Annotated in this window: 21 protein-coding genes; 11 read left to right on the top strand and 10 right to left on the bottom strand. The window is 65.0% G+C overall.

Features of this window, described 5'->3' with window-relative positions; genetic code table 11:
- The first annotated feature begins 10 nt into the window (after positions 1–10).
- The 9 genes from mrdA (at position 11) to V0R62_RS16075 (ending at position 9,560) form a co-directional block, all read left to right on the top strand.
- The gene (gene mrdA, locus V0R62_RS16115) at positions 11–1,909 is read left to right on the top strand and encodes a penicillin-binding protein 2 (protein ID WP_262974248.1); all 1,899 of its coding nucleotides are present in this window, start codon (positions 11–13) and stop codon (positions 1,907–1,909) included.
- Between the two features lie 38 nt (positions 1,910–1,947).
- Positions 1,948–3,051, top strand: coding sequence for a rod shape-determining protein RodA (rodA, locus tag V0R62_RS16110; protein WP_050707084.1), 1,104 nt, complete (start codon positions 1,948–1,950; stop codon positions 3,049–3,051).
- A gap of 17 nt (positions 3,052–3,068) precedes the next feature.
- Positions 3,069–4,079, top strand: coding sequence for a lytic murein transglycosylase B (mltB, locus tag V0R62_RS16105; RefSeq protein ID WP_330104464.1), 1,011 nt, complete (start codon positions 3,069–3,071; stop codon positions 4,077–4,079).
- Positions 4,080–5,078 (top strand): septal ring lytic transglycosylase RlpA family protein, encoded by a 999-nt coding sequence (locus V0R62_RS16100; protein ID WP_330104463.1) that lies wholly within the window; start codon positions 4,080–4,082, stop codon positions 5,076–5,078. It abuts the gene before it with no gap.
- A 265-nt stretch (positions 5,079–5,343) separates the two neighbouring features.
- Positions 5,344–6,504 (top strand): D-alanyl-D-alanine carboxypeptidase family protein, encoded by a 1,161-nt coding sequence (locus tag V0R62_RS16095; protein ID WP_203648161.1) that lies wholly within the window; start codon positions 5,344–5,346, stop codon positions 6,502–6,504.
- A gap of 73 nt (positions 6,505–6,577) precedes the next feature.
- Positions 6,578–6,853: a DUF493 domain-containing protein gene (locus tag V0R62_RS16090; RefSeq protein WP_011535839.1), complete on the top strand. Its 276-nt coding sequence runs from the start codon at positions 6,578–6,580 to the stop codon at positions 6,851–6,853.
- Entirely contained in the window at positions 6,853–7,500 is a 648-nt protein-coding gene (gene lipB, locus V0R62_RS16085) for a lipoyl(octanoyl) transferase LipB (RefSeq protein ID WP_330104462.1), read from the top strand. Before V0R62_RS16090 ends, lipB begins: the two co-directional genes overlap by 1 nt.
- 2 nt (positions 7,501–7,502) lie before the next feature.
- The gene (gene lipA / locus V0R62_RS16080; RefSeq protein ID WP_225935834.1) at positions 7,503–8,519 is read left to right on the top strand and encodes a lipoyl synthase; all 1,017 of its coding nucleotides are present in this window, start codon (positions 7,503–7,505) and stop codon (positions 8,517–8,519) included.
- A gap of 102 nt (positions 8,520–8,621) precedes the next feature.
- Positions 8,622–9,560 (top strand): S66 peptidase family protein, encoded by a 939-nt coding sequence (locus V0R62_RS16075; protein ID WP_330104461.1) that lies wholly within the window; start codon positions 8,622–8,624, stop codon positions 9,558–9,560.
- Positions 9,561–9,680: 120 nt separating this feature from the next.
- Here V0R62_RS16075 and V0R62_RS16070 read toward each other — a convergent pair whose 3' ends face one another.
- From V0R62_RS16070 to leuS, 5 genes are all read right to left on the bottom strand, one after another.
- A complete protein-coding gene (locus V0R62_RS16070) occupies positions 9,681–10,994 on the bottom strand; it encodes a lytic murein transglycosylase (protein WP_330104460.1) in 1,314 nt (437 codons plus the stop codon).
- A 61-nt stretch (positions 10,995–11,055) separates the two neighbouring features.
- Positions 11,056–11,220, bottom strand: a complete 165-nt coding sequence (arfA, locus tag V0R62_RS16065) for an alternative ribosome rescue factor ArfA (RefSeq protein ID WP_050707056.1) — start codon at positions 11,218–11,220, stop codon at positions 11,056–11,058.
- 152 nt (positions 11,221–11,372) lie between these two features.
- On the bottom strand, positions 11,373–12,410 hold the full coding sequence (gene holA / locus V0R62_RS16060; RefSeq protein ID WP_330104459.1) for a DNA polymerase III subunit delta: 1,038 nt from the start codon (positions 12,408–12,410) through the stop codon (positions 11,373–11,375).
- 37 nt (positions 12,411–12,447) lie between these two features.
- Positions 12,448–13,053 (bottom strand): LPS-assembly lipoprotein LptE, encoded by a 606-nt coding sequence (locus tag V0R62_RS16055; RefSeq protein ID WP_330104458.1) that lies wholly within the window; start codon positions 13,051–13,053, stop codon positions 12,448–12,450.
- A gap of 62 nt (positions 13,054–13,115) precedes the next feature.
- Positions 13,116–15,722, bottom strand: coding sequence for a leucine--tRNA ligase (gene leuS / locus V0R62_RS16050; RefSeq protein WP_330104457.1), 2,607 nt, complete (start codon positions 15,720–15,722; stop codon positions 13,116–13,118).
- A 240-nt stretch (positions 15,723–15,962) separates the two neighbouring features.
- On the opposite strand from leuS, the gene V0R62_RS16045 reads away from it, so the two are divergent.
- Both V0R62_RS16045 and V0R62_RS16040 read left to right on the top strand, forming a co-directional pair.
- Entirely contained in the window at positions 15,963–16,277 is a 315-nt protein-coding gene (locus tag V0R62_RS16045; RefSeq protein ID WP_110737917.1) for a hypothetical protein, read from the top strand.
- A 126-nt stretch (positions 16,278–16,403) separates the two neighbouring features.
- The gene (locus V0R62_RS16040) at positions 16,404–17,165 is read left to right on the top strand and encodes a YdcF family protein (RefSeq protein WP_330104456.1); all 762 of its coding nucleotides are present in this window, start codon (positions 16,404–16,406) and stop codon (positions 17,163–17,165) included.
- Positions 17,166–17,316: 151 nt separating this feature from the next.
- On the opposite strand, the gene lnt is transcribed toward V0R62_RS16040, so the two are convergent.
- The 5 genes from lnt to V0R62_RS16015 form a co-directional block, all read right to left on the bottom strand.
- Complete coding sequence (gene lnt / locus V0R62_RS16035; protein ID WP_330104455.1) at positions 17,317–18,834, bottom strand: apolipoprotein N-acyltransferase; 1,518 nt, start codon at positions 18,832–18,834, stop codon at positions 17,317–17,319.
- 8 nt (positions 18,835–18,842) lie between these two features.
- Entirely contained in the window at positions 18,843–19,682 is an 840-nt protein-coding gene (locus V0R62_RS16030) for an HlyC/CorC family transporter (protein WP_050707049.1), read from the bottom strand.
- 26 nt (positions 19,683–19,708) lie between these two features.
- Entirely contained in the window at positions 19,709–20,182 is a 474-nt protein-coding gene (gene ybeY, locus V0R62_RS16025; protein WP_186713810.1) for an rRNA maturation RNase YbeY, read from the bottom strand.
- The gene (locus V0R62_RS16020) at positions 20,175–21,173 is read right to left on the bottom strand and encodes a PhoH family protein (RefSeq protein WP_186713809.1); all 999 of its coding nucleotides are present in this window, start codon (positions 21,171–21,173) and stop codon (positions 20,175–20,177) included. Before V0R62_RS16020 ends, ybeY begins: the two co-directional genes overlap by 8 nt.
- Positions 21,174–21,352: 179 nt before the next feature.
- Positions 21,353–21,898 (bottom strand): tetratricopeptide repeat protein, encoded by a 546-nt coding sequence (locus V0R62_RS16015; protein ID WP_330104454.1) that lies wholly within the window; start codon positions 21,896–21,898, stop codon positions 21,353–21,355.
- Positions 21,899–22,014: the final 116 nt, after the last annotated feature.

Below are 22,014 nucleotides of genomic sequence, written 5' to 3'. Positions count from 1 at the left end.
AGCCTGTCCGATGCCGCAGCAGATCCGCCTCAAGGACCACGAAAAAGACGCCCGCCTGGTGCGCAACCGCGTCGTCGTGGGCGCCGTGGCGGTGGTGCTGCTCGTCTGCGTGCTGATCGCCCGGCTGTATTACCTGCAGGTCATCCAGTACGACTATCACTCGACGCTGTCGGAGAACAACCGGGTGCATGTGCAGCCGATCCCGCCGACCCGCGGGTTGATCTTCGACCGCAACGGCGTGGTGGTGGCGGACAACCGCCCCAGCTTCAGCCTGGTGATGACCCGCGAGCGCGCCGGTAACGCCGGCAAGTGGCAGGATGTGCTGGATGTGATCGTCGAGGTGCTTGAACTCACCCCCGACGACCGTGCCCTGTTCGAGAAACGCATGAAGCAGGGGCGCCGGCCGTTCGAGCCAGTGCCGATCCTGTTCGAGCTCAACGAGGAGCAGATTGCCCGCATCGCGGTCAACCAGTTCCGCCTGCCCGGCGTGGAAGTGGCGGCGCAGCTGGTCCGCCACTATCCCCAGGGCGCGCATTTCGCCCATTCGGTGGGCTACGTCGGGCGGATCAACGAGAAGGAACTCAAGACCCTCGACCCGGTGAACTACAGCGGCACCCACCACATCGGCAAGACCGGCATCGAACGCTTCTACGAAGACGAGTTGCATGGCCAGGTGGGCTACGAGGAAGTCGAGACCAACGCCCGTGGCCGCGTGCTGCGGGTGCTCAAGCGCACCGATCCGAAGCCGGGCAAGGACATTGTCCTGAGCCTGGACATCAAGCTGCAGGAAGCCGCCGAGCAGGCGCTGGGCGGGCGCCGTGGCGCCATCGTGGCCCTCGATCCGCGCACCGGCGAGGTGCTGGCGATGGTCAGTCAGCCGAGCTTCGACCCCAACCTGTTCGTCACCGGCATCGGCTTCAAGGCTTACGCCGAACTGCGCGATTCGATCGACCGGCCACTGTTCAACCGCGTGCTGCGCGGCCTCTACCCGCCGGGCTCGACCATCAAGCCGGCGGTGGCGATCGCCGGTCTCGACAGTGGCGTGGTGACTGCAGGCAGCCGGGTGTTCGACCCGGGTTACTATCAACTGCCCAACTACGATCACAAATACCGCAACTGGAACCGCACCGGCGATGGCTGGGTTGACCTGGATGTGGCGATCATGCGGTCAAACGATACGTACTTCTATGATCTTGCGCACAAGATGGGCATCGATCGGCTGTCCAGCTACATGAACAAGTTCGGTATCGGGCAGAAGGTCGCCCTGGACATGTTCGAAGAGTCGCCCGGATTGATGCCGTCCCGTGAGTGGAAGCGCGCCACCCGCCGCCAGGCCTGGTTCCCCGGCGAAACCCTGATCCTCGGCATCGGCCAGGGCTATATGCAGACCACGCCACTGCAGTTGGCCCAGGCCACGGCGCTGATTGCCAACAAAGGCGTGTGGAACCGTCCGCGCCTGGCCAAGACCATCGAAGGCCAGCCCCCGGTGGACGAGAACCCGATGGAAAACATCGTCCTGCGCGACAAGTCGGACTGGGCCCGGGTCACTCACGGCATGGAGCAGGTGATGCACGGCGCCCGCGGGACCGCGCGCAAGGCCGCCATCGGCTCGCAGTACCGCATCGCCGGCAAGAGCGGCACGGCCCAGGTGGTGGCGATCAAGCAGGGCGAGAAGTACGACCGCAACAAACTCCAGGAACGCCACCGCGACCACGCGCTGTTCGTCGCCTTCGCTCCGGCCGACGATCCGAGGATCGTGGTCTCGGTGATGGTCGAGAACGGCGAGTCCGGCTCCGGCGTCGCCGCCCCCGTGGTGCGCCAGGTCATGGATGCCTGGCTGCTTGACGAGAACGGCCGGCTCAAGCCCGAGTTCGCCCCCGCCACAGTCGCCCAGGAATCGGCCCCGTGAAGAACAACTTCGACCGCATGCTCTCCAGCGAGGACGTGATGCGCAGGCGCGCCAGCTTCCTGCAGCGCATCCATATCGACGGCCCCTTGCTGCTCATCCTGCTGACGCTCGCCGCCGGCAGCCTGTTCGTGCTCTATTCGGCCAGCGGCAAGAACTGGGACCTGCTGATGAAGCAGGCCAGCTCGTTCGGCATCGGCCTGGTGTCGATGTTCATCATCGCCCAGCTCGAGCCACGCTTCATGGCGCGCTGGGTGCCGCTGGCCTACCTGGCCGGGGTGTTCCTGCTGGTCGTGGTGGACGTCATGGGCCACAACGCCATGGGCGCGACGCGCTGGATCAACATTCCCGGGGTGATCCGCTTCCAGCCCTCGGAGTTCATGAAGATCATCATGCCGGCGACCATCGCCTGGTACCTGTCCAAGCGCACCTTGCCGCCGCACCTCAAGCATGTGGCGATCAGCCTGGTCCTGATCGGCGTGCCGTTCATCCTCATCGTGCGCCAGCCCGACCTGGGCACGGCGCTGCTGATCCTCGCCTCCGGCGCCTTCGTGCTGTTCATGGGCGGGCTGCGCTGGCGCTGGATCGTCAGCGTGATCGCCGCGGCGGTGCCGGTGGCGGTGGCGATGTGGTTCTTCGTCATGCACGACTACCAGAAGCAGCGCGTGCTGACCTTCCTCGACCCGGAAAGCGACCCGTTGGGCACCGGCTGGAACATCATCCAATCCAAGGCGGCGATCGGTTCGGGCGGGGTGTTCGGCAAGGGCTGGCTGCTGGGCACCCAGTCGCACCTGGACTTCCTCCCGGAAAGCCACACCGACTTCATTATCGCCGTGCTCGGCGAAGAGTTTGGCCTGGTCGGCATCTGTCTGCTGCTGCTGATCTACATCCTGTTGATCGGTCGCGGGCTGGTGATCACCGCCCAGGCCCAGACCCTGTTCGGCAAGCTGCTCGCGGGCAGCCTGACCATGACCTTCTTTGTTTATGTGTTCGTCAATATCGGTATGGTCAGCGGCCTCCTGCCCGTGGTGGGCGTGCCGCTGCCCTTCATCAGCTATGGCGGAACTTCGTTGGTGACGCTGCTGTCAGCGTTTGGCGTTCTTATGTCGATCCATACGCACCGCAAGTGGATTGCACAGGTTTGAAAAAGGTGAAGAATTTCATGCAAGCAGTGCGTGGCTGGGCTGCCCGCCTGGCGCCGTGGTTCGGCGCGATGGGGCTGTTCGGCGCAATCCAGCAGGCCAATGCCGGCGACTACGACGGCTCGCCGCAGGTGGCCGAGTTCGTTGGCGAGATGACCCGCGACTACGGCTTTGCCGGTGAGCAGCTGATGGGCGTGTTCCGCGAGGTACAGCGCAAGCAGGCGATCCTCGACGCGATTTCGCGGCCGGCCGAGCGGGTCAAGCCGTGGAAGGAATACCGTCCGATGTTCATCACCGACGCGCGCATCGCCCGCGGTGTGGACTTCTGGCGCCAGCACGAGGCCGTGCTGGCCCGCGCCGAGCAGGAATACGGCGTGCCGGCGCAGTACATCGTCGCGATCATCGGCGTGGAAACCTTCTTTGGCCGCAACACCGGCAATTATCGGGTCATCGATGCCCTGTCCACGCTCGGTTTCGACTACCCGCCACGGGCCGAATTCTTCCGCAAGGAGCTGCGCGAGTTCCTCTTGCTGGCGCGCGAGGAACAACTCGATCCGCTGACGCTCAAGGGTTCCTACGCCGGCGCCATGGGCCTGCCGCAGTTCATGCCGAGCAGCTTCCGCGCCTATGCCGTGGACTTCGACGGCGACGGCCACATCAATATCTGGAACAACCCGGACGATGCCATCGGCAGTGTCGCCAGCTACTTCAAGCGCCACGGCTGGGTGCCCGGGGAACCTGTGGTCAGCCGCGCCAGCGTGGCCGGCGAGCGTGCCGACGAAGGCCTGACCACCGGCATCGAGCCGACCAGAACGGTCGCGCAGTTGCGGGTGCTGGGCTGGTCGGGTCATGATGCGCTGCGCGATGATCTGCCGGTTACCGCCTTCCGCCTGGAAGGCGCGGATGGCCCCGAGTACTGGATGGGCCTGAAGAACTTCTATGCGATCACTCGCTACAACCGCAGCGTGATGTATGCCATGGCGGTGCATCAGCTTTCCGAACAGCTGGTTCTGGCACGGGGCGTCAAGTAAATGCGCGAACTCTTCACCGTCAATACCGCAAAACTGCTCACCTGCGTCGCTGTCGGCCTGGTGCTGGCCAGCTGCTCGTCGAGCCGGCCTTCCACCCCGCAGAGCGGCAACACCGTGCGCGCGCAGCCGGGTCTGGACATCAATCGCGCGCACAAGGACGGCGCGCCCTGGTGGGACGTGGACGTCAACAAGATCCCCGACGCCACGCCGACCGTGCACACCGGCAACTACAAGGCCAACCCCTACACGGTGCTGGGCAAGACCTACTACCCGATGCAGGACTCGCGCAACTACCGCGCCGAGGGTACCGCGTCGTGGTATGGCACCAAGTTCCACGGGCAGAACACCGCCAACGGCGAACTGTACGACCTGTACGGCATGAGCGCGGCGCACAAGACCCTGCCGCTGCCGGCCTACGTGCGGGTGACCAACCTGGCCAACGGTCGTAGCGTGATCCTGCGCGTCAACGACCGTGGCCCGTTCTACTCCGACCGCATCATCGACCTGTCCTACGCCGCGGCGAAGAAACTCGGCTACGCCGAGACCGGCACCGCCCACGTGCGTGTCGAAGGGATCGATCCGCAGCAATGGTGGGCCCAGCGTGGCCAGCAGCCACCGATGATGCTCAAGGAGCCGCAGGTTGCCCAGGCCCAGCCGATTTCGGCCAGCACCGGGCGGGTCGAGCAGTGGACCCCGCCGCCGCAGCAGCACGCGGCGCCAGTGGTGCCGGTACAGGTGGGCGGCAACAATGTGCCGAACGCCAGCGGCGGCAGCATCCTGCAAGTGGGCGCTTTCGCCAACCCGGACGCCGCCGAGCTGCTGCGCTCGAAGCTGAGCACCATGGTCAGCGCGCCGGTGTTCATCAGTTCCGTGGTGCGCAACCAGCAGACCCTGCACCGGGTGCGTCTGGGGCCGATCAACAGCCAGGGCGAGATCCAGCAGGCGCAGGACAGCATTCGCCTGGCGAACCTCGGCCAGGCGAAGGTGGTCACTGATTGAGACCAATCGCGGGGCAAGCCCGCTCCCACGTTCCGCATCGCAGATGGCGTGGGAGCGGGCTTGCCCCGTGATGAATCGACACGCCGACCTGTCGGTTTGTTCATGAATTGCCGGGCAATGATATGTACAATGCCCGTTTTGCCCGCAGCGGCATTACGCCGCATGTCGTGGGCCAGGCCATCGGCCATAAAACTAGACTGACGGGGCGCTGGGCAAACGAACTTGCCCACGGAACATCAGACCATTAGCGATTTACGAGAGACGGATGAACATCACCAACCTTGCCAAACGACTTTGCCTGCCCGTTCTGCTGATGATCATGCCTGCTGCCTTCGCAGCGGAGCAGATGATGCCGGCACCACCGCAACTGGCCGCCAAGTCCTACGTACTCATGGACGCGTCCAGCGGCAACGTGCTGGTCGAGAACAACGGTGACGAGCGCCTGCCGCCGGCCAGCCTGACCAAGCTGATGACCGCCTACATCGCCACCCTGGACATCCGTCGCGGCCAGATCGGCGAGAACGACCCGGTCACCGTCAGCGAGAACGCCTGGCGCACCGGTGGTTCGCGCATGTTCATCAAGGTTGGCAGCCAGGTCACCGTCAGCGACCTGCTGCACGGCATCATCATCCAGTCCGGCAACGACGCCTCGGTCGCCCTGTCCGAGCACATTGCCGGCAGCGAAGACGCCTTCGCCGACATGATGAACAAGACCGCCACCGATCTGGGCATGGCCAACAGCCACTTCATGAACCCGACCGGTCTGCCGAACCCGGAGCACTACTCGTCGGCCCACGACATGGCCCTGCTGGCGCGCGCGATCATCAACGAAGATCCGGCGCACTACGCCATCTACTCGCAGAAAGAGTTCTTCTGGAACAACATCAAGCAGCCGAACCGCAACCTGCTGCTGTGGCGCGACAAGACCGTCGACGGGCTGAAGACCGGTCACACCGACGAAGCCGGCTACTGCATGGTCGCCTCGGCCGTGCGTGACGGCCAGCGCCTGATCGCCGTGGTGTTCGGCACCAACAGCGAGCAGTCCCGCGCCGCCGAGACCCAGAAGCTGCTGACCTACGGTTTCCGCTTCTTCGAAACCCAGACCTTCTACCAGAAAGGCACCGAGCTGACCCAGGCCCAGGTATGGAAAGGCGCGACCAACCAGGTGAAAGCCGGCCTGGCCAACGACCTGACCATGACCATGCCTAAAGGCCAATTGAAGCGCCTCCAGGCTTCGATGACCATGAACCCGCAACTGACCGCTCCGATCGCCAAAGGTGACGTGATCGGTAAAGTGGAAGTCAAACTGGACGAGAAAGTGGTTCACAGCGCTGACCTCATCGCCCTTGACGGCGTGGAGGAAGCTGGTTTCTTCGGCCGTATGTGGGATAGCATCCGCCTGTTCTTCTACGGTTTGTTCAACTGATACGTGACCTGCACGCCCCCGTGAACCAGGCGGGGGCGATGTTGCTGCCACGGCTTACGAGGCCGTTTCCGCCATGAGCGAAGAAGACGTCAAGTCGCACAAGATCGAATTCCCCTGCGAGGACTACCCGATCAAGGTGATCGGCGACACCGTTGTCGGTTTCCGCGACACCGTGATCGAGATCCTCAGCAAGCACGCCAAGGTCGACCTGTCGACCCTGGCCGAGCGCCAGAGCAAGGAAGGCAAGTACACCACGGTGCAACTGCATATCGTTGCCGAGAGCGAGAACCAGCTGCACGACATCAACAGTGCCCTGCGTGCCACCGGCATCGTGAAAATGGTGCTGTGATGTCCGGCGTGCTCGGTATTCGCGATCTTGGCCTGCAGCCCTATGAACCGGTGCTGGAGGCCATGCGCCGCTTTACCGAGCAACGCGGTCCGGACAGCCAGGACGAAGTCTGGCTGGTCGAGCACCCGCCGGTCTTCACCCAGGGCCAGGCCGGCAAGGCCGAGCACCTGCTGATCCCGGGGGAAATCCCGGTGGTGCAGACCGACCGCGGCGGCCAGGTCACCTACCACGGCCCCGGCCAACTGGTGGCCTACCTGCTGCTGGATGTGCGGCGCCTGAGCATGGGCGTGCGCGAGCTGGTCAGCCGCATCGAGCAGACGCTCATCGACCTGCTCGCCAGCTACGGCGTGCAGGCGGTGGCCAAGCCCGATGCCCCGGGCGTCTACGTCGATGGCGCGAAGATCGCGTCCCTTGGCCTTCGAATCCGCAACGGTCGTTCCTTCCACGGCCTTGCCCTGAACGTGGACATGGACCTTGCGCCATTCCGCCGAATCAACCCCTGTGGGTATGCGGGGCTGGCCATGACCCAGCTGCGCGACCTGGCAGGTCCGATCGAACTTGACGAGGTCAGGACAAGGCTGCGTGGACAGCTGGTCAGGCACCTCGACTATGCTGAGCAGACGACCCTCACGGGCGGAATCGACTGATTATGACAACTGTGCAAGAAGCCGTGCCGAACCTGATCCCCACGCAAGACGTGACCCCGCGCCCTGCGCCGAAGAAAGTCGAGGCCGGCGTGAAGCTGCGCGGCGCCGAGAAGGTGGCGCGCATCCCGGTGAAGATCATCCCCACCGAAGAGCTGCCGAAAAAGCCCGACTGGATTCGCGTGCGCATCCCGGTTTCGCCGGAAGTCGACCGCATCAAGCAACTGCTGCGCAAGCACAAGCTGCACAGTGTGTGCGAGGAGGCCTCCTGCCCGAACCTGGGCGAGTGCTTCTCCGGCGGCACCGCGACCTTCATGATCATGGGCGACATCTGCACCCGTCGCTGCCCGTTCTGCGACGTCGGCCACGGCCGTCCGAAGCCACTGGACCTGGACGAGCCGAAGAACCTGGCCGTCGCCATCGCCGACCTGCGCCTGAAGTACGTGGTGATCACCTCGGTGGACCGCGACGACCTGCGTGACGGCGGTGCCCAGCACTTCGCCGACTGCATCCGCGAAATCCGCGCGCTGTCGCCGGGTGTCCAGCTCGAGACCCTGGTGCCGGACTACCGTGGGCGCATGGACGTGGCGCTGGAAATCACCGCGCAGACCCCGCCGGACGTGTTCAACCACAACCTCGAGACCGTGCCGCGCCTGTACAAGGCCGCGCGTCCGGGCTCGGACTACGACTGGTCGCTGGACCTGCTGCAGAAATTCAAGCAGATGGTTCCGCACGTGCCGACCAAGTCCGGCCTGATGCTGGGCCTGGGCGAGACCGACGAAGAGGTCATCGAGGTCATGCACCGCATGCGCGAGCACGACATCGACATGCTGACCCTCGGCCAGTACCTGCAGCCGTCGCGCAGCCACCTGCCGGTACAGCGCTTCGTGCATCCGGACACCTTCGCCTGGTTCGCCGAGGAAGGTTACAAGATGGGCTTCAAGAACGTCGCCTCCGGCCCGTTGGTGCGTTCGTCGTACCACGCCGACCAACAGGCCCACGAAGCCAAGATCAAGCTCTGAACCGGGCTTGAGCGGGACATGCCGATGTGCGCCGGAAGGCGGCATCGGCATTTTTGTTTTTGAACGACCTGTCTCAAGCGACAAGCTGCAAGGAGTGGCGCGATGAATTGCCTGGAAACTGCTGAATACCTGTTGCCCAAGGCCCTGCCTGACAACGCCCGTTTCGCCATCATCGCCCCGGCCGGGCCGGCGCGGTTGGATACCGACAAGGCCCGTCAGTGGTTCGAAAGCCGTGGCCAGCAGTGCCGCATCTACCCTGGGGTGTTGCAGGCGGACGGTTACCTTGCCGGCAGCGACGAGCAGCGCCTGCGCGACCTGCATGATGCGTTCAGCGCCCCGGACATCGACGCCATCCTGTGCATGCGCGGCGGTTACGGCAGCATGCGCCTGCTGGACCGCATCGACTTCGAGCTGATCCGTCGCCATCCCAAGCCGCTGGTGGGTTACAGCGACATTACCGCCCTGCATTCGGCGCTCAACCGACATGCCGGGATGCTGGCCTTCCATGGCGCAATGCTCAATGCCGACCTGCTGGGGGGCAAACTTGAGCCTACCGTCAGCTCACTGTTCGGGCAGTTGCGGGGACGGCTGGGGGCGGGCGATGCGATCAACCATCCTGCCGAGTTCCCGCTCACCAGTGTGATACCCGGGGTTGCCAGCGGGCGTCTGGTCGGTGGCAACCTGTCGCTGCTCGGCTCTACGCTGGGGACGTTGGCGGAAGTCGATACCCAGGACAGCATCCTGTTCATCGAGGACGTCAACGAGCCGCTCTACCGTGTCGACCGGCTGCTGACCCAGTTGCGCCTGGCCGGCAAGCTGGAAGGGGTGCGAGGGGTGCTGGTGGGGGACTTTGCCGGGATCACGGTGGCGGCGATGACGCCGCTGCTGCTGGATATCTTCGACCCGCTCGGGGTGCCGGTGCTGGCCGGGTGGCGCAGCGGGCATTGTGATCCGAATGTGTGCTTGCCGTTGGGGGCTAGCGTGCGACTGGATGCCGAAGAGCAGAGTCTGGTGCTGTTGCAGGATCTGTTCAGGGGTTGAGATCGCTGGGGCTGCTTTGCAGCCCTTTTCGCGGCACAAGGCCGCTCCTACAGGAGATTGCGATCCCCTGTAGGAGCGGCCTTGTGCCGCGAAAAGGGCGCAGAGCGCCCCCGTGTTCCTCTAGCGCCGCAGGCTATCGAGCAACTTGTGCGTCGGATACCCATCCGCCGGCCAGCCCTGTGCCTGCTGCGCATTGCGGATGGCCTTGCGGGTATTGGCGCCGATGATTCCATCCGGATTGCCTGCTTCATGCCCCTTGGCATTGAGCAAGGTCTGCAGCTCGATTCGCTCGCTGCGGCTCAACGGCAGGTCCTCTTTCGGCCAACTGCCGGCAATGAACCCCCAACCGGAGAAACGATCCCCGAGCAGGCTGACCGCCAGCGCGTAGGAGGACGAGTTGTTGTACTTGAGGATGGCGCGGAAGTTGTCCAGCACCAGGAACGCCGGCCCCTTGGCGCCTGCGGGCAGCAATAGGGCGGCGGACAGCTGGCTGCTGCCGGCGGGCAGGGTGGTGCCGGCAGGCAGTTTCACGCCCAGCTGCAGCCACTCGCTGACACTCTTGCGCTGGCTGCCATCGGCCAGCCAGTAGTCGAAGCCGGCGGGTACCTGCACCTCGAAGCCCCAGGGCTGGCCGCGTTTCCAGCCGGACGCCTGCAGGTAGTGCGCGGTGGACGCCAGGGCGTCGGCGGTGCTGTTCCAGATGTCGCGGCGGCCGTCACCGTCGAAGTCCACCGCGTGGGTGAGGTAGGTGGTCGGGATGAACTGGGTCTGGCCCATGGCGCCGGCCCACGAGCCGCGCATCGCGTCGGGCTGTATATCGCCGTTCTGCAGGATCTGCAGGGCGGCGATCAGCTGGTCCTGGGCGAACTGCGGACGGCGGCCCTCATAGGCCAGGGTGGCCAGGGAGCGGATCACCGACTTGCTGCCCTGGAACTGGCCGAAGTTGCTTTCCATGCCCCATACCGAGACCAGGACCTGGCGATCGACACCGTAGCGCTGCTCGATGCGGCTCAGCAGCTCGGCGTTCTGCTCGAGCAGTTTCTTGCCGTTGCGCACGCGCAGCGGCGACAGGGCGCCGTCCAGGTATTCCCAGACCGGTCGGGTGAATTCGGGTTGGCTGCGGTCGGCCTTGATCACGTCCATGTCCGGGGTGACGCCGAGGAACGCGCGGTCGAACAGGTTGGCACTGATACCGGCTTGCAGGGCTTGCTGACGGAAGCCGGCCTGCCATTGGGCGAAGGTCTGCAGGGGCTGGATTTCGCCGTTGGCCTCGGGCGTGGTGCCGGGCAGGGTGACGACGGGAGCGGGCTGGGCGGGCGCCAGCGGCAGGGCGTCGGCGGCGGTGGGTTTCTCGGCGCAGGCGACGAGCAGGATGAAGCTTGTGGCCGCGATCAGCTGGCGGGGTTGCCAGCGGAGAGTGAGACGAGAGGGCATGCACGGATCCAGAATTGCAGGTCAGGTGCCGACCATACCATGCCTGCGCATTTCATGCCTTTCATGCCGCCATAAAGCAGGAAGCCTCCCAATCTCTCGATTGGAAGGCTTCGCGGCGGTAGCTGCCTTTGCCTTTTTCCGGTCGTTCCTGGCGGCAGCGGAACAGTGGTTGGGCAATGATGGACTTGGCCTTGTTGGGGCCGTGCTTTTTCGGCTTCTTGCTCATGGTGGATTCCCGGTCTGGGTGGATGGCGGGCGCACTTTAGGCCCATAGCGCTACGTGAGCCAATTGATTGTGTTTATGGCGCCGGGCCTCATCGCGGGTCAAGCCCGCTCCCACGATACCTTTGTGGGAGCTGGCTTGACCCGCGATGCGTGTTACTCGGCAGGGAGTGCCAGGCGCTGTCCGGCCATCAGCAGCGACAACCGCGCCAGACTGGTCCAGGGCGAGCCCTCGGCCTGTCCCTTGATCTGCGCATCGATACGCTGGGCATCCTGCAGCAGCATGGCCCAGCGCTGCGCAGAGAGGCGTTGCAAGGCCTTGCTCACCAACGGGCGGCGCTTGTCCCACACCGGCGGGCGGGCCTGGCTGAACGCCTTGTCCAGTGGCACGCCCTGGCTGAACTGCTGGGCGAGTCCCGCCAGCAGGCGCAGCTCGCGGGCCAGGGCCCAGAGAATCACCGGTGGCTCCACGCCTTCACCACGCAGCCCTTCGAGCATGCGCAGGGCGTGGGCCGCCTCGCCATTGAGAATGGCGTCCACCAGGCCGAAGACATCGAAGCGGGCGCTGTCGGCGACGGCGGCCTGGACGGTCTCCACGGTGATCTGGTTGCCCTCGGCCAGCAGCTTGAGCTTCTCGATCTCCTGGGCGGCGGCCAGCAGGTTGCCCTCGACCCGGGCGGCGATCAGGTCGACGGCGTCACGCTGGGCCGACAGACCGGCCTGGGACAGACGCTGGTTGATCCACTGCGGCAACTGCTGGGCATCCACCGGCCAGATCTGGATGAACTGGCAGTACGCGCCTTCGATCAGCGCCTTGCCCCACTTGGTCTTCTGCGCGCTGCCGTCGAGCTTGGGCAGGCTGATCAGCAGCAGCGTGTCCTCGGCCGGGTTGGCGCAGTATTCCATCAGCGCGGCGGCGCCCTTGTCGCCGGGCTTGCCCGAGGGCAGGCGCAGTTCCAGCAGGCGGCGCTGGGCGAACAGCGACAGGCTGGCGCCGGCCAGCAGCAGATTGCCCCAGTCGAAATTGGCGTCGGCGCTGAACACCTGGCGTTCGTCGTAGCCCTGCTGGCGCGCGGCGCCGCGGATGGCGTCGGCGGCCTCCTGGCACAGCAGCGGGTCGTCGCCGCTGACGATGTAGACGGGCGTCAGCTGGCCTTGCAGGTGCTTGTTGAGTTGGGCGGGAGCGAGCTTCATGGGGAGAGGCGGGGCACCTCAGGTGCCCCGTTCAGGCTCAGGGAGCCGGGACTTCCATTGGCGATTGCTGAGGCGTCTCGTCCTGAATGCGCTGGGCTTCCTGCATGGCGCGAGCCTCGGCTTCGGCGCGCAGGTTGGCCTTGCGCTGCAGCTCGTCGAGGTGTTCAGGCGTCAGCTGTTGCAGGCGGGCCATCATGCCTTGCACCAGGTCACGACGCATTTCCTCGCGAACCTGGTTCGCTTCCTGGCCGGAGCCGTTGATGTTGTTGCCGTCGTGGATGTAGTACTTCTGCACCTGCAGCTTGTCTTCAAGCAGGCGAGTGTCGTTCTGCCCTTCCAGTGCGTAGTTCAGCACGATGGTCAGTTCGTACTCGGCCGAGCGGCTGCCACCGTCGTAGGTCGCGGCGCGCTGGTTTTCCTGTTCGTTGGTGAGCACCAGCTTGTAGGGGGCGCCGGCGTGGACGTTCACGCCGCTGCTTTCCAGGGTGCGGCGCAGCTGCATGACAGTCGGGCCGTACTGGTTGCGGGCGCCGAGGTCCAGCTCCTTGATGCTCAGCTCGTTGGTGCCGGTGCCGCGCAGCTGGAAACCGCAGGCGCTGAGCAGGACAGCCAGGCCCATTACCAGCAGATTGCGTTTGATCATGTGTGTTGCTCCCTCGTGGACCGATTACGCCCGCCTGCAGGGTGTGCAGGCGGGCGTTGCCATCAGTTGGCGACGATGTTGACCAGTTTGCCCGGTACGACGATGACCTTGCGGATGGTCAGGCCGTCGATGAAGCGCAGGACGTTCTCGTTGTTGCGGGCGGCGGCTTCGATGTCCTCGCGGCTGGCGGCGGCCGGCATTTCGACCTGGCCACGCAGCTTGCCGTTGACCTGCACCACCAGCGTCACGGTGTCCTGTACCAGGGCGCTTTCGTCGACCGTTGGCCAGGCCGCGTCGATCGCCGCCTGATCGTGGCCCAGCGCCTTCCACAGTTCGTGGGAGATGTGCGGGGTGATCGGTGCCAGCAGCAGGGTGACGGCCTCGAGGCCTTCGTGCAGCAGTGCGCGGTCCTGGGCAGTGGCCTGTGGGGCCTTTTCCAGCACGTTCATCACGGTCATCACCTGGGCGATGGCGGTGTTGAACTTGTGGTACTGGCCCACGTCGGTGCTGGCCTGCTTGATGGCGGCGTGGATGGCGCGGCGGATGACCTTCTGCTCGTCGCTCAAGGCGGCGATGTCCAGCTGGCCCGGCAGGCCCTGGACCACATGGGCCTGGGCCAGGCGCCAGACACGGCGCAGGAAGCGGCTGGCACCCTCGACGCCGGAGTCGGACCACTCCAGGCTCATGTCGGGCGGCGAGGCGAACATCATGAACAGGCGGCAGGTGTCGGCGCCGTACTGCTCGATCATCGACTGTGGGTCGACGCCGTTGTTCTTCGACTTCGACATCTTCTCGGTGCCGCCGATTTCCACCGGCAGGCCGTCGGTCTTCAGGCGCGCGCCGATGATCTTGGCCTTGGCGTCACGCTCGATCTCGACGTCGGCCGGGTTGAACCAGTCCTTGCCGCCGTTGCTGGCGACACGGTAGTAGGTTTCGGCGACGACCATGCCCTGGGTCAGCAGGTTCTTGAACGGCTCGTTGGAGGTCACCAGGCCTTCGTCGCGCATCAGCTTGTGGAAGAAGCGCGCGTACAGCAGGTGCAGGATCGCGTGTTCGATACCGCCGATGTACTGGTCCACCGGCAGCCAGTGGTTGGCGGCTTTCGGATCGACCAGGCCCTTGTCGTAGTTCGGCGAGGCATAGCGGGCGAAGTACCAGGACGACTCGACGAAGGTGTCCATGGTGTCGGTTTCGCGCTTGGCCGCGGTGCCGCATTTCGGGCAGGTGCACTCATAGAACTCGGGCATGCGCGCCAGTGGCGAACCGGCGCCGTCCGGCACCACGTCTTCTGGCAGTTTGACCGGCAGCTGGTCTTCCGGCACCGGCACGTCGCCGCAGGACGGGCAGTGGATGATCGGGATCGGGCAGCCCCAGTAGCGCTGGCGGCTGATACCCCAGTCGCGCAGGCGGAACTGGGTGCGGGATTTGCCCAGGTCCTTGCGGATCAGTGCGGCTTCGATGGCATCGAAGGCGCCCTGGAAGTCCAGGCCGTCGAATTCGCCGGAGTTGATCAGCTGGCCGTGCTCGCCGTAGGCGGCCAGCCACTCGCTGCCGACTTCGTCGCCGACGCTGGTGCGCACCACCGCCTTGACCGGCAGGTTGTACTTGTGGGCGAACTCGAAGTCGCGCTCGTCATGGGCCGGCACGGCCATGACCGCGCCATCGCCGTAGTGCATCAATACGTAGTTGGCGACCCATACCGGCAGCTTCTCGCCGGTCAGCGGGTGCTCGACGCACAGGGAAGTGGCCATGCCCTTCTTCTCCTGCGTGGCCATGTCGGCCTCGGCGACGCTGCCGCTCTTGCACTCGTCGATGAACGCCTGCAGCGCCGGGTTGCCCTGGGCGGCCTGGGTGGCCAGCGGGTGCTCGGCGGCGACGGCCACGTAGGTCGCGCCCATCAGGGTGTCAGGACGGGTGGTGAAGACCTTGAGGGTGCCCGGGTGACCGATACTGGCCTGGTCGTAGGGGAACTGCACTTCCATGCCGCGGGACTTGCCGATCCAGTTGCGCTGCATGGTCTTGACCTGCTCGGGCCAGCCCGGCAGCTCGTCGAGGCTTTCCAGCAGCTCGTCGGCGTAGTCGGTGATGCGGAAGTAGTACATCGGGATTTCGCGCTTCTCGATCAGCGCGCCCGAACGCCAGCCACGGCCGTCGATGACCTGCTCGTTGGCCAGTACGGTCTGGTCCGCCGGGTCCCAGTTCACGGTGCCGTTCTTGCGATAGATGATGCCTTTCTCGAACAGGCGGGTGAACAGCCACTGCTCCCAGCGGTAGTAGTCCGGCTTGCAGGTGGTGACTTCACGCGACCAGTCGATGGCCAGACCCAGGCTCTTGAGCTGGGTCTTCATGTAGTCGATGTTCTCGTAGGTCCACTTGGCCGGGGCGACGTTGTTCTTCATCGCGGCGTTTTCCGCCGGCATGCCGAAAGCGTCCCAGCCCATCGGTTGCAGGACGTTCTTGCCCAGCATGCGCTGGTAGCGGGCGATCACGTCACCGATGGTGTAGTTGCGCACGTGGCCCATGTGTAGCTTGCCGCTCGGGTACGGGAACATCGATAGGCAGTAGTACGTGTCTTTGCCTGGCTGTTCGGTGACAGCGAACGATTGTTGCTCGTCCCAGGCATTCTGGGCGGCGGCTTCTACTTCACGGGGCGTGTATTGTTCGTGCATGGCTACTTTGTATTGAGAGGAATAAGAGACATGTTCCAGGCAGCTCGACCTCGCTGCGTCCGGCACTCCGGTATCTTATGAGAGTGAACGCCGTAGCATACATGAGCGCCGCGCGTCGTGGGAAACCCTGATTGCATCGCCCGTCGCGCGGGCCGTTGGTCGCGGCATCCGGCCGCTTTTGCGAGTGACGCTAAGCTCATCTGTGGGGGGAGATATTCTTACCTTCAATGAGGTGAACGGATGGGAGAGTCGCAACTAACCGCAAACAAGCCGGAGCTATACGAACGCCTGATCGACCGCTTGGGCCTGGCACTGGAAGTGGCCAGAACCTCGGTGCGATTGCGCGACGAGATGCCTGCCGAACTGGAGTTGCGTGGCCTGAGCCATGCCGAGTTCGAAGTCATCAAGGCTTATCTGGAATCCCTTCCGGAGGGCCGTTTTGCCAGTGCCGGTGCCTACCCGCAACCGGAGCCGTCCTCGGCCAGGATCGTCTGGCTCAAGGACCGCAAGCGCTCCGGCGCCCCAGCCAGCTCCAGGACGTTGCCGTCCCGATAGCCGTTCAGGGTTGCAGGCGCGGATCGACGCGCCGGTTTTTCGCAATGCACGCATCGATCGGCGCCGGTTGCCCTTGAGGCCCGGTGCCGATCCTCTTAGGCTGCACGCCTTCCATGGAGGTGTGTGATGCCGCTGCGCTTTTTCATCAAACAATGGCTGATGCCGCCCGGCATCCTGTTCCTGCTGCTGCTGGCCGCCTGGTGGTGGCGCCGTCGCCGCCCGCGCCTGGCGGCGGCCTGTTTTGCCCTGGGCTTGGGTGGCTTGTGGCTGATGAGCCTGCCGCTGACTGTCGAGCAGGTAGCTCGAGCCCTTGAGACAGAACCTGCGTTGACGGCGGATGGATGGGCGGACCTGGCGGCCAGGGCCGATGCCATTGTGGTCCTGGGGGCCGGGCGCGAGCGCGGTGATCCCGCGTGGGCAGGCACCGACCAACCGACCTACGTGGCGCTCGAGCGCATGCGCTATGCCGCCCAACTGGCCAAGGCCTCGGGGTTGCCGGTGCTGACCAGCGGCGGTCTGCACTACGGCACACCGCCCAGCGAGGCTCAGCTGATGGCCGATCGCCTGGAGACCGATTTCGGGGTGAAGGTCACCTGGAAGGAGGAAACCAGCCGTACCACCTGGGAAAACGCCGAGTTCAGCGCCAAGGTACTGCAGCCGCTGGGCATCCGGCGTGTGGTGGTGGTGACCCAGGCCTGGCACATGCAGCGTTCGCGCTGGAGCTTCGAGCAGGCCGGGTTCGAGGTGGTGCCGGCGCCGGTGGGCTTCCTTGGGCGTGATCATGCGCGGCCGTTTGCGGGGTTGCTGCCGGAAAGCCGGGCCATGTGGCAGAGCGGACAGCTGCTGAACGAGGCGGTGGGGTTGCTGGGGTATCGGTTGTTCTATTGATGCCCAGCGCACACGGCCCTCTGTAGGAGCGGCCTCGTGCCGCGAAAGGGCCGCAAGGCGGCCCCGGGGTATTGGCGTATATGCACAGATCGTGGGGCTGCCTCGCAGCCCTTTCGCGGCACGAGGCCGCTCCTACAGGGGGTGTCGTGGATCAGACGGTCTTGGCAATCCGCCCGGCCAGCAGTGCCCAACCCAGCAACAACACGCAGACAATTGCCAGCGGCCACGAGCGCCATTGCAGATAAGGCGTCAGCTGCTGCATCGGCACCACCTCGCCGTACAGCACGGCCCGCTGGAACTGCGGGATCTGCGCGGTGATCCTGCCGAACGGGTCGATCAGCGCCGTCACGCCGTTGTTGGTGGCGCGGATCATCCAGCGACCGGCCTCCAGCGCGCGCATCTGGGCCATCTGCAGGTGCTGAAGCGGGCCGATAGAGGTGCCGAACCAGGTGTCGTTGCTGATGGTCAGCAGCAGGTCGCTGCGCGCGGCAAGGCCTGCGGCGAACTCGGGATAGACCACTTCGTAGCAGATGTACGGGGCGATCTGGTAGCCCTTGGCCTGCAGCAGTGGCTGGTCCTCGGGGCCGCGGGCGAAGTCCGACATCGGCAAATTGAAGAACTCGATCAGGCCGCGCAGCATGTCCTGCAGCGGCACGTACTCGCCAAACGGCACCAGCTTCTGCTTGAGGTAGGTGCCGTCGCCTTCACCGGCCACGGTGATGCCGTTGTAGTAGCGGCGTTGGTGGTGAACCATCTGCCGCACCGGCACCCCGGTGATCAGCGCCGAGTGCCGTTCGGCGGCGAAGGTGCCCATCATGTCGATGTAGCCCTGGGCCTGGTCCTTGAGCACCGGCACGGCGGTTTCCGGCCAGATCAGCAGGTCCACGGGTTTCGAGCTGAAGCTCATGTCGCGGTACAGCGCCAGTTGCGCATTGACGTGCGCCGGGTCCCATTTCAGGTCCTGCTCGACATTGCCCTGCAGGGCGGCGACCTTCAGCGGATCGCCCGCCGGCTTGGTCCAGGCGTGGTCCTTGAGGGCCAGGCCGAGGATCCACGGCGCCACCAGCAACACCGTGCCAACGGCCAGGAACGAACGGCGTTCACGCAGGCGGTACAGGTTGCACAGCAAGGCGGCGCTCAAGGCCAGGACGAAGGACACCAGCCAGACGCCGCCCAGCGGGGCGAGGCCGGCGAGCGGGCCGTTGAGTTGGCTGTAGCCGGCGTACAGCCAGGGGAAACCGGTGAGGAACCAGCCACGGAAGGCCTCCTGCAGCAACCACAGGGCGGCGAAACACAGCGCATCGGCCAGTGGCGCCTCGTCGCGGCGCAGCCAGCGCGCCCACAGCCAGGCGGGCAAGGCGAAGAAGAACGCCAGGCAGGCGAAGAACGCCAGCAGCAGGGCGATCGCCAGCAGCGGCGAGGCGCCGCCGTAGGTGTTCATGCTGACGTAGATCCACCAGGTGCCGGCGCCATAGAGGCCGAAGCCGAAGCACCAGCCACGGCCCAGGGCCTGGCGCGGCGTCAGTTCGCGCAGGCCGGCGTAGAACAGGGCGATGGACAGGATGGCCAGCGGCCAGACGTCGAACGGCGCCAGGGCCAGAAGGGTGGAAGCGCCGGCCGCCATGGCCAGCAGGTTACCGGGCCAGCCGGGGCGGGTGATCCAGCGCATTTTCGTCCTTAACGGTTGATCGGGGTCAGGCGCAGCAAGTGTATCCGCCGGCTGTCGGCGTTGAGAATACGGAAGCGGTAGCCGCCGATCTCGGTGGTTTCGTTACGCTTGGGCAGGTGGCCGAAGGCGCTCATCACCAGGCCGCCGACAGTATCGAATTCGTCATCGGAGAATTCGCTGTCGAAGAAGCCGTTGAAGTTCTCGATCGGGGTCAGCGCCTTGACCAGGAAGTCGCCGCTGGGCAGCGGCTTGATGTAGCTGTCTTCCTCGACATCGTGCTCGTCCTCGATATCGCCGACGATCTGCTCGAGCACGTCCTCGATGGTCACCAGGCCGGCCACGCCGCCGTACTCGTCGATGACGATGGCCATGTGGTTGTGGTTGGCGCGGAACTCGCGCAGCAGCACGTTCAGGCGCTTGGACTCGGGCACGAAGGTGGCCGGGCGCAGCAGGTCCTTGATGTTGAAGCTGTCGCCGTTCTCCTTGAGGATCAGCGGCAGCAGGTCCTTGGCGAGCAGGATGCCGAGCACATCGTCATGGCTCTCGCCGATCACCGGGTAGCGCGAGTGCGCGGCGTCGATCACCGCCGGTAGGAACTCGCGCGGCGACTGGCTGGCCTTGATGCTGATCATCTGCGAGCGCGGCACCATGATGTCGCGCACCTGCAGGTCGGCGACCTGGATGGCGCCTTCGACGATGGTCAGCGCTTCGCTGTCGAGCAGCTTGTTCTGATGGGCTTCGCGCAGCAGCTCGAGGAGCTCCTGGCGGTTTTTCGGCTCATGGGCAAAAGCCTGGGTCAGCTTACCCAGCCAGGACTTTTGCCCGTTGCTCGATCGATCTTCGCTCATGGCGGTTACTCGTGATCCTTGCAGTGTCAGTGTGTGATTGAATCGGTTTCGTCGTCGGCGTACGGGTCCGGATGACCCAGTTCCGCCAGCAATTCTCGTTCCAGCGCTTCCATCTCCTCGGCCTCATCGTCTTCGATGTGGTCGTAGCCGAGCAGGTGCAGGCAGCCGTGGATGACCAGGTGCGCCCAGTGCGCTTCGAGGGCCTTGCCCTGTTCGGCGGCTTCGCGCTCGACCACCGGCACGCAGATCACCAGGTCGCCCAGCAACGGAATGTCGAGCAGGTCGTCGGGCACGTCGGCAGGGAAGGACAGCACGTTGGTGGCGTAGTCCTTGTGCCGGTAGGTGTGGTTCAGTTCGCGGCCTTCGGCTTCGTCGACCAGGCGGATGGTCATTTCCGAGTCGGCAGTGCGCTGGCGCAGGGCAAGCTCGCACCAGCGGCGGAAGGCGGCGTCATCGGGGGCAGCGGCGTCCGTGGCCCGTTGCAGGTCGAGTTCAAGCATCTTTGCCGGGTGCCTCGGGCTTGGCCTGACGGGCGTCGAAACGGTCGTAGGCTTCGACGATGCGCTGCACCAGCGGGTGGCGCACCACATCCTTGGGCTGGAAATGGGTGAAGCTGATGCCCGGGACGTCCCTGAGCACCTCTATCACATGGGCCAGCCCCGACTTGGTGCCGCGCGGCAGGTCGACCTGGGTGATGTCGCCGGTGATCACCGCGGTCGAGCCGAAGCCGATGCGGGTGAGGAACATCTTCATCTGCTCGAGGGTGGTGTTCTGGCTCTCGTCAAGGATGATGAAGCTGTTGTTCAGGGTGCGGCCGCGCATGTAGGCCAACGGTGCGATCTCGATGACCTGGCGTTCGATGAGTTTGGCCACGTGTTCGAAGCCGAGCATCTCGTAGAGCGCGTCGTAGAGCGGGCGCAGGTACGGGTCGATCTTCTGGGCCAGGTCGCCGGGCAGGAAACCGAGCTTTTCGCCGGCCTCGACCGCCGGGCGCACCAGCAGGATGCGGCGCACCTGTTCGCGCTCCAGCGCATCGACCGCGCAGGCCACGGCCAGGTAGGTCTTGCCGGTACCTGCCGGGCCGATGCCGAAGTTGATGTCGTTGGCCAGGATTTCCTTGACGTAGCGCTGCTGGTTGACGCCGCGCGGGCGGATGTTGCCCTTGCGCGTGCGCAGCGAGACGCTGACTTCGTTGACCGCCGGGTTCTCGAGGGTCTCGACCGTCGATTCCTGGAGGTAGAGATGGACCGTTTCCGGCGACAGGTCGGTGGCCTTGGCCTCGCGATAGAGGCGGCGCAGCAACTGTTCGGCGGCGGAGGTGGTCTTGGGTTCGCCAATCAGTTCGAACTGGTTGCCGCGGTTGCGGATCTCGATGGCCAGGCGTTGTTCGATCAGGCGCAGGTGCTCGTCGAACTGGCCGCACAGGTTGGCGAAACGATGGGCCTCGAAGGGCTCGAGGATGAAGCGATGGGGTTGTATGGGTGCGTTCAAGGTCGTTTTTAGCCGCTCGACGGCAATGAATGTGAACTCAAGAATAACCCTTGAGTGGCAGTGGCGAAAGCACTGAAACGATCAAGGGTCGGTGCGACGCTTCCGATCCGCGTGTCAATCATGGCAGGGCAAGTTGACGAAACGATGATGCCGGTGGACCGCGTAGGGTCCGGGGCGGCTCAGGGCAGGGGCGAGAAGGGCGTGCGGCCTTCGGCGTTCTGCAGTTCCAGCAGGTACTTGCGGAAGATCTGGCCGAGCACCTGGGTGGCGTGCTCGAGTTCGTCGCGGGGCATCTGCTCGGTGACTTCGTCAGCCATGTCCAGCGCGTCTTCGGCGCCGTTGACCGCGGCGATCTTGAGCAGGATATAGGCCTGCACGTTGTTGGCCTTGACCCCTTCGCCATGGAAGAACATCGAGCCCAGGCGGTACTGGGCTTGGCCCTGGCCCTGCAGCGAGGCCTTCTCGAACCACTTGAGCGCCTTGTCGAGGTGGCGCGGCGTGCCGCTGTAGTAGTACTCGCCCAGCTCGTACTGCGCTTCGGCATCCCCGGACTCCGCCGTCTGCTCGCAGGCCTTCAGGGCGTTCTGCAGGTCTTCGGGCGCGGTATCGAGCGTGCAGCGGCCCGTCGTTGGAATCAGCAACGAGTTGCCGCCCTCCGCCAGGGCCAGCAGAGGCTGAAGAAGCAACAGGCAGCCCAGGGTCAGGGCGCGGCCGGTGCGGTTCATGGGGATCGACTTACCTCTGCAAAGCTACGGCCAATGTCTCTGGTGGCACATTATGGGATAAGCAGCGCCTACCTTACAAAGTTTTACTCAGATTTCTGCTTGGTTGGGAGAGCCAG

Source organism: Pseudomonas carassii, assembly GCF_036324045.1.
Taxonomy (GTDB): domain Bacteria; phylum Pseudomonadota; class Gammaproteobacteria; order Pseudomonadales; family Pseudomonadaceae; genus Aquipseudomonas; species Aquipseudomonas peradeniyensis.
Note: the sequence above shows the minus strand (reverse complement) of the source record. Positions and strands in the feature narration are given on the sequence as shown.